Annotated in this window: 6 protein-coding genes; all 6 read left to right on the forward strand. The window is 46.8% G+C overall.

Features of this window, described 5'->3' with window-relative positions; genetic code table 11:
* Window positions 1-218 precede the first annotated feature (218 nt).
* The 6 genes from KDM89_RS13250 (at window position 219) to KDM89_RS13275 (ending at window position 7,730) form a co-directional block, all read left to right on the forward strand.
* Complete coding sequence (locus KDM89_RS13250; RefSeq protein WP_212688389.1) at window positions 219-3,074, forward strand: 2-oxoglutarate dehydrogenase E1 component; 2,856 nt, start codon at window positions 219-221, stop codon at window positions 3,072-3,074.
* A gap of 61 nt (window positions 3,075-3,135) precedes the next feature.
* Complete coding sequence (odhB, locus tag KDM89_RS13255) at window positions 3,136-4,377, forward strand: 2-oxoglutarate dehydrogenase complex dihydrolipoyllysine-residue succinyltransferase (RefSeq protein WP_212688390.1); 1,242 nt, start codon at window positions 3,136-3,138, stop codon at window positions 4,375-4,377.
* Between the two features lie 7 nt (window positions 4,378-4,384).
* On the forward strand, window positions 4,385-4,714 hold the full coding sequence (locus tag KDM89_RS13260) for a PspC domain-containing protein (protein ID WP_212688391.1): 330 nt from the start codon (window positions 4,385-4,387) through the stop codon (window positions 4,712-4,714).
* A gap of 11 nt (window positions 4,715-4,725) precedes the next feature.
* Window positions 4,726-6,153 (forward strand): dihydrolipoyl dehydrogenase, encoded by a 1,428-nt coding sequence (gene lpdA, locus KDM89_RS13265; protein WP_212688392.1) that lies wholly within the window; start codon window positions 4,726-4,728, stop codon window positions 6,151-6,153.
* A gap of 82 nt (window positions 6,154-6,235) precedes the next feature.
* Window positions 6,236-7,333, forward strand: coding sequence for a cell division protein ZapE (gene zapE, locus KDM89_RS13270; protein WP_212688417.1), 1,098 nt, complete (start codon window positions 6,236-6,238; stop codon window positions 7,331-7,333).
* 13 nt (window positions 7,334-7,346) lie between these two features.
* Complete coding sequence (locus tag KDM89_RS13275) at window positions 7,347-7,730, forward strand: hypothetical protein (RefSeq protein WP_212688393.1); 384 nt, start codon at window positions 7,347-7,349, stop codon at window positions 7,728-7,730.
* The last annotated feature ends 288 nt before the right edge of the window (window positions 7,731-8,018 follow it).

Raw genomic sequence — 8,018 nt, forward strand, 5'->3', positions numbered from 1 at the left:
GTGCTATGCTTCGGCACGCATATATATGTGTTTATACGATTTTCGTTTCAGATTCAAAAGGTATGTATTCTTTGCGTGTGTTTTGAACCCGGTGCGAGAATAAATTGAAAAAAGTCCTTCCCCACAACTTGATGTGCAATCCGCTAACCGGTCAGGCCGTGTCGCGGAAGGTTAGATTAACCCGCTAATCTCGCGAAACGCGAAGAAAGGTGAGCAAGATGATGCAACAATATAATGCTAGCTCGTATTTATTCGGTGGCAATGCGCCATACGTTGAAGAATTGTACGAGGCGTATCTTAATAACCCAGGCTCAGTGCCGGAAAACTGGCGCTCATATTTTGATGCTATGCAAAATGTGCCTGCAGTTGACGGCTCCGGGCGCCCGGACGTAGCACATGCTCCGGTGGTAGCGTCGTTCGCGGAACGTGCAAAACAAGGTCCGATTCGTACCGTTCATGCCGCAGCTGATGCTGAAATGGGGCGCAAGCGCGTCGCTGCACAGCAGTTAATCGCCGCATATCGTTTTTTGGGTAGTCGTTGGGCAAATCTGGATCCGCTGCAACGCCAGGAGCGTCCTCAAATTCCTGAGTTGGATCCGGCATTCTACGGATTCACCGATGCTGATATGGATACCCAGTTCAATATCAGTAACACATATTTTGGTACAGAGAATGCTTCTCTGCGCGACTTGCTTAACGCGTTACGTGATACATACTGCCGCTCCGTTGGCGTCGAGTATATGTACATCAGTGACCCAGCGGAAAAACGCTGGATGCAACAACGTCTCGAGTCTATTCGTTCCACACCAAATTTCACTGCTGAGAAAAAGAAAAGTATTCTCGAGCGCCTCACAGCTGCTGAAGGCTTGGAGCGTTACTTGCATACACGCTATGTTGGTCAAAAGCGCTTCTCTCTGGAAGGCGGGGAGAGTTTTATTGCCTCGATGGACGAGGCAATTCAGCGAGCGGGCGAGCGTGGTGTAGAAGAAATTGTCATCGGCATGGCTCACCGTGGTCGCTTGAACGTCCTGGTTAATACGCTGGGTAAAATGCCGCAAGACCTGTTTGCTGAGTTCGAAGGTAAGCATGCAGACGATTTGCCTGCTGGTGACGTGAAATATCATCAGGGCTTCTCTTCAGACGTTTCTACTCCTGGCGGCCCGGTTCATCTTTCGCTGGCATTCAATCCCTCACATTTGGAAATTGTAAATCCGGTTGTGGAGGGTTCCGTTAAGGCTCGTATGGACCGCCGTGGGGACAAAGAGGGCGCACAAGTTCTGCCTATTCTGGTGCATGGTGATGCAGCGTTTGCTGGTCAGGGCGTTGTCATGGAAACCCTGAATCTGGCTCAGACCCGCGGATACGGCACCGGCGGCACAGTTCACATTGTAATTAATAATCAGATTGGTTTTACTACATCCGATCCGCGTGACGCGCGTTCGACAACATATTGTTCAGATGTTGTAAAAATGATTGAGGCACCGGTTCTGCACGTGAACGCAGATGATCCTGAGGCTGTCGTTCTGGCAACGCAAATTGCCCTGGATTACCGTACAGAGTTTAAGAAAGATATCGTTGTTGATATCATTTGCTTCCGTAAGCTCGGCCACAATGAACAAGATACACCGGCACTGACTCAGCCGCTGATGTATAAGAAAATTGGTACACATCCGGGTACGCGCAAGTTGTACGCGGACAAACTGGCTACCCAGGGCGTAATTCCTGCGGATGGCGGTGATCAGATGGTTAAGGCGTATCGCGATGCGATGGATGCTGGTAAGCATTCCCGTGATCCTGTTATCTCTAACTTTAAGAACAAGTATGCAGTTGACTGGATTCCATTCCTGAATCGTAAATGGACAGATTCTGCGGATACTGCGATTCCGGCTACGGAGATCAAACGTCTGGCAGAGCGCATCACAGTTGTACCTGAGGGTTTTAAAGTCCACAGTTTGGTAGAGAAAGTCTTAGCTGATCGTGCAGCGATGGGACGTGGTGAAGCAAATGTTGACTGGGGTATGGGTGAGCACCTCGCTTTCGCTTCTCTCGTTGCTGCTGGCTATGCGATTCGTATTACCGGGCAGGATGCTGGTCGTGGGACTTTCACGCACCGTCATGCTGTATTGCATGATCAGAAGCGCGAACGTTGGGATTCCGGTACTTATATTCCATTGCAAAACGTATCTGACAAGCAAGCACCGTTTACGGTCATTGACTCTGTGCTTTCCGAAGAGGCGGTTTTGGCGTTTGAGTATGGATACTCGTCCGCGGAGCCAAACACATTGACTATTTGGGAAGCGCAGTTCGGCGATTTTGCCAACGGTGCCCAGGTTGTTATTGATCAGTTCATCAGCTCTGGTGAAGTGAAATGGGGCCGCGCAAATGGCTTGGTCATGATGCTGCCGCACGGTTATGAAGGGCAGGGTCCGGAGCATTCATCTGCACGCCTTGAGCGTTTCTTGCAACTGTGTGCTGACAACAATATGCAAGTTGTTCAGCCAACGACAGGCGCTCAGATTTTCCATTTATTGCGTCGCCAGATGATTCGTCAGTTCCGTAAGCCGCTGGTGATCATGACGCCTAAGTCTTTGCTGCGCAATAAAGACGCTGGCTCTCCGCTGAAAGATCTGACACACGGTCATTTCCACACGGTCATCGGTGAAGTTGACGAGAAAATTGATGCATCGAAGGTAAAACGCGTAATCGCCTGCTCAGGTAAAGTTTATTACGACCTCGTTAATGCTCGTAAAGAGAGAGGTGCTGCTGACGTTGCGATTATTCGTGTAGAACAGTTATATCCGTTCCCACACAAAGCATTTGCAGCTGAATTGAAAAAGTTCCCGAACATGGCTGAACTGGTTTGGGCGCAAGATGAGCCGCAAAATCAAGGTCCATGGTTCCAGATTCAGCATAACATTTTTGAAAATCTGGAAGAGGGTCAGAAACTGGCTTACGCCGGTCGTCCAGCGAGCGCGTCACCGGCTGTTGGCTATTACGATAAACACTATGCTCAGCAAAAAGCGTTGCTGGATACGGCATTTGCAAAGCTGAAGGGCTTTGTCTTAACTAAATAAGAATGCGACACCGGCACAGAAGCTGTGCTGGTGTCTGGCTACCCGAAACGGAGAGTAAATAATGGCTATTATCGAAGTAAAAGTTCCTCAGTTATCTGAATCTGTTGCAGAAGCGACTTTGCTGAGCTGGCATAAGAAAGTTGGCGAAGCGGTTACTCGCGACGAAAATTTGATTGATATTGAAACTGATAAGGTTGTGTTGGAGTTACCTGCGCCTGATAATGGTGTGATTACCCAGGTTTTCAAAGGTGATGGTAGTACTGTTGTTGCAGGCGAAGTCATCGCGATTCTGGATACAACTGCTGTTGCAGGTACAGCTGCTGCGCCAGCTGCTACACCGACGGAAGTAGTAGCAGCGCCCGCAGTTGCTGAGGCGCAGAAATCTTCTGCTGGTGTCGCGATGCCTGCCGCGGCAAAAATTCTGGCTGAAAATAATTTATCAGCTAGCGAAATTTCCGGAACCGGCAAAGATAGTCGTGTTACGAAGGGTGATGCATTGGCGGCAGTTGCAAAACCAGCAGCTCCTGTAGCTCCAGTCCAATCCGCGGCGGTTAAGCCAGCACTGCAGCCAGTTGCTGCTCCGGTTTCTGCGAATCTCGGTGATCGTCCGGAAGAGCGCGTTCCAATGAGCCGGTTGCGTGCACGTATCGCAGAGCGTCTCGTACAATCTCAATCGACAAATGCAATTCTGACGACATTTAACGAAGTTAATATGGCTCCGGTTATGGAGTTGCGCGCTAAATACAAGGATAAGTTCGAGAAAGAGCACGGCGTAAAACTGGGCTTTATGGCTTTCTTTGTAAAAGCTGCAGTAGCTGCTTTGAAAAAATACCCAATTTTGAATGCATCTGTTGATGGTAACGATATTGTTTATCATGGTTATTTTGATATTGGTATTGCAGTAGGCTCTCCACGCGGCTTAGTTGTTCCGATTCTTCGTAACGCCGATCAAATGACTATTGCTGATATCGAACGTAAAATTGCCGAGTTTGCTGTTAAAGCAAAAGAGGGGAAATTAACTCTGGACGATCTGAGTGGTGGTACCTTCTCTATCTCCAATGGCGGTACTTTTGGTTCCATGTTATCTACGCCAATTATTAATCCACCTCAATCTGCAATTCTGGGTGTGCATGCAACCAAAGACCGTGCAGTTGTTGAGAATGGTCAGATCGTCGTTCGCCCAATGAATTATCTGGCAATGTCTTATGATCACCGTATTATCGATGGTCGTGAGGCTGTGCTTGGCCTGGTGGCTATGAAAGAAGCTCTGGAAGATCCAGCGCGTCTGTTGCTGGATCTCTGAAATTAGCGTGAGTCTCGCTGACGAACTCGAAAAGCTTGGTCAGTTGCATCGGACGGCTCAGCTGTCCGATGAAGAGTTTTCTCGCGCAAAAGAAAAGCTTCTGTCCTCTTCGGGGAAAGAAGCTTCTTCTTTTTCTGCAAACTACAACGTTAATGTGTTGCGGCGCTCAGTTCGTGATCGCTGGTTTGGCGGTGTTTGCGGAGGCCTGGCGATATATTCGAATACAGAGTCGTGGCTTTGGCGACTGATTTTTGTGGCGTTCGTCTGCGTATTTGGTACTGGATTCCTTCTTTATCTTTTTGCCTGGATATTTATTCCTGAGTCAGATTCTTATTAAGTGGATTTTTTATGAGCAAACAATTTGATGTAGTTGTTATCGGCGGTGGTCCAGGTGGCTATATTGCTGCAATTCGTGCTGCGCAGCTTGGTTTTTCTACAGCGTGTATTGATGCATGGAGTAATGAAAAAGGTGCACCGGCACCGGGTGGGACATGTACCAATGTTGGTTGCATTCCATCTAAAGCATTGTTGCAATCCTCTGAACATTTTGAGCATGCTAACCATGCTTTCTCAGATCATGGAATTACAGTTGAGGGTTTAAGCATCGACGTTAAAAAGATGCTTGGTCGTAAAAACACAATCGTTAAGCAAAATAACGACGGTATTCTTTATTTGTTTAAGAAAAATAAAGTCACATTTTTTCATGGCTTCGGATCCTTCATCAAGGCTGAGTCTGGTTCTTATGAAATCAAGGTCTCAGGTAAAAGTGAAGAGACTTTAGTCGCGAAACATGTGATTGTTGCAACTGGCTCTAACGCGCGTGCTTTGCCTGGTACTCCATTTGACGAAAAAGTAATTTTGTCCAATGAAGGTGCCTTAAATATTGCAGAAACACCAAAAAAACTGGGTGTGATCGGTGCAGGCGTAATTGGTTTGGAAATGGGTAGCGTTTGGCGTCGTTTAGGTGCCGAGGTGAAGGTATTGGAGGCGATGCCAGCTTTCCTGGCAGCGGTTGATGAGCAAATTGCCAAAGAGGCAATGAAGCTTTTCACTAAGCAAGGCCTCAGTATTAACTTAGGCGTTAAGATCGGTGAAATTGTAAATAACGGCACTTCCGTTGTAGTGAATTATGTTGATGCAAAAGGCACTGAACACAAAGCCGAGTTTGACAAACTGATTATATCTATTGGACGTACGCCGAATACCACAGGTTTGAGTGCTGAGGCAGTTGGTTTGGCTTTGGATGAGCGTGGCTTTGTTGTTGTTGATGATGATTGCAAAACCAATCTACCGAACGTGTGGGCGGTTGGCGATGTGGTTCGTGGTCCAATGCTTGCGCATAAAGCTGAAGAGGAAGGTGTTGCCGTAGCGGAGCGCATCGCTGGACAACATGGTCACGTGAATTTCGGAACGATTCCATGGGTGATTTATACATCTCCGGAAATTGCGTGGGTCGGTCGTACTGAACAGCAGCTGAAGGCGGATGGTATTGATTACAAAGCAGGAACATTCCCGTTTATGGCAAATGGTCGTGCCCGTGCTTTGGGTGATACTTCTGGTATGGTTAAATTTTTAGCTGACGCAAAGACAGATGAAATTCTTGGCGTACATATTATTGGTCCTATGGCTTCGGAATTGATTTCTGAAGCTGTTGTTGCAATGGAATTCCGCGCATCTGCTGAGGATATTGCTCGTATTTGTCACGCGCATCCATCATTGTCAGAGGCAACAAAAGAGGCTGCCCTGGCCGTAGACAAACGCTCACTGAATTTCTGATTCTGACGCTCCTCTGTGCAAATGAGTCCGCCGCTGCTGATCAGGCATGTGGCGGATTTTCTTTTATTTATACGGTTTTGAAATGAATGTTCAGGAGTTTTATCAAGACGCAATTGATCGGCGTGGATTTAAGCTTGATAGCGCGCAGCAGCGTGCAGTTGCAAGATTGCAGCAAGCTTATGATGAATGGATTTTTTATAAAAACAAGAGAGCAAACCGGATAACCCGCCTAATTTCGAAACCAGAGATTCCTAAAGGGGTCTACATGTGGGGTGGTGTTGGTCGCGGGAAATCTTTTTTAATGGATAGTTTTTTCTCCGTGGTTCCGGTTGTCAGAAAAATCCGGCTGCATTTTCATGAATTTATGCGGGATGTTCATGGGCAATTGGATGAGCTCAAGGGCGTGGAAGATCCTTTAAAAGAGGTTGCTCGCCGGATTGCAAAAAAGTACAGACTAATTTGTTTCGATGAGTTTCATGTTTCCGATGTTGCTGATGCAATGCTGCTTTATAACTTGTTAAAAGCTTTGTTCGACAACGGTGTTTCATTTGTTATGACATCGAACTATGATCCGGATAGCCTCTATCCAGATGGCTTGCATCGTGACCGCATGTTGCCAACGATTGCATTGCTTAAGGAGCGTCTGGATGTTTTAAACGTTGATTCCGGAAATGATTATAGGCATCGTGCCTTGGAGCAAGTGCAGTCATATCATGCGCCATTGTGTGCGGAAACGGATAGTAAGCTGCGTGCTGCGTTTCGGACTCTTGCCGGGGCATCCGAAGAGGAACCCTTTGTGCGTATTGAGGGTAGAGTCATTCCCTGTTTGCGGCGTGCGGGAGATGTTATTTGGTTTGACTTTCATACGCTTTGTGGCGGGCCTCGCTCTCAGAATGATTACTTGGAAATTGCAAGCCAATTTCATTCTGTTATTCTTTCATCTGTTCCGAAAATGTCGGCTTCAATGTCATCGGAAGCACGAAGGTTTACGTGGTTGGTAGATGTTTTTTACGATCATAAAGTGAAGTTAATTATGTCTGCAGAAGTTGCGCCGGATCATCTTTATATGCATGGCGTGCTTTCAAATGAATTTCACCGCACGGTTTCTCGAATTATTGAAATGCAATCCCGTCAATATATGGAAGCGGAACGTAGGGGCGGTGCGGCATCGTTGAGTTAACCCTGAGGAATGTATGATGTTTTTTCGGAGTTCAGTTCTTATTCTTTGCTTTCTCTGCCCAGGGGTTTGGGCAGCAGAGCCTTTCTCAGAATTGAAGTTAGAAACCAGTCAGCTTAAGCAAAAATATCTGACAGGTTTGTTGGCTTCACTGCAAATTGCTGACGAGGCAGTCGGTGCCTCTGCTAAATTGCAATTCAGATTGGAGCGGTGGTATCTGGAAAGCGAGTCAGCGTGTTACAGTGAATTTTTTGTAAATGCCTGTTTGCAGGATGTAAAGCTGAAAAGGCGACAGCTCTTGCCTGATCTGAAAGAAATTGAATTTGCTGCGAAAGATTTTAAGCGGCAGTCGAAAATTCTTGCGGGAGATCAGAGAAGTGTGTCTGAACAAATGAAATAAATTTCGGATTAATTGTTGACAGTTTTCGTGCGAGCGCTCATAATCTCGCTTCTCTGCTGCTGACGAACACAACGCTTCGCAGCGATAGCAGAAAAGAATGCAGTTCTTTAACAACCAACAGCCAATAAATGTGGGCACTTAATGAACGCGAACCGGTTTTACCGGGAAGCTTAAAACATATGAAGTGCTCGCAAAAGAAACAAGATAAAGAAATTTATCTCGTCAGTATTTTGAGAGAGGTCTCGCAAGAGACAGTCGAAAGACACCAACAGAGATTGAACTGAAGAG

The organism is Cognatundibacterium luofuense, assembly GCF_018139685.1.
In the GTDB taxonomy this organism is placed as follows: domain Bacteria; phylum Pseudomonadota; class Gammaproteobacteria; order Burkholderiales; family Burkholderiaceae_D; genus Undibacterium; species Undibacterium luofuense.

Excerpts from the sequence above, each read along its gene's own strand:
- zapE (WP_212688417.1), top strand. The coding sequence starts at position 6,236 with ATGAATGTTCAGGAGTTTTATCAAGACGCAATTGATCGGCGTGGATTT.
- odhB (WP_212688390.1), top strand. The coding sequence starts at position 3,136 with ATGGCTATTATCGAAGTAAAAGTTCCTCAGTTATCTGAATCTGTTGCA.
- KDM89_RS13275 (WP_212688393.1), top strand. The coding sequence starts at position 7,347 with ATGATGTTTTTTCGGAGTTCAGTTCTTATTCTTTGCTTTCTCTGCCCA.
- KDM89_RS13250 (WP_212688389.1), top strand. The coding sequence starts at position 219 with ATGATGCAACAATATAATGCTAGCTCGTATTTATTCGGTGGCAATGCG.
- lpdA (WP_212688392.1), top strand. The coding sequence starts at position 4,726 with ATGAGCAAACAATTTGATGTAGTTGTTATCGGCGGTGGTCCAGGTGGC.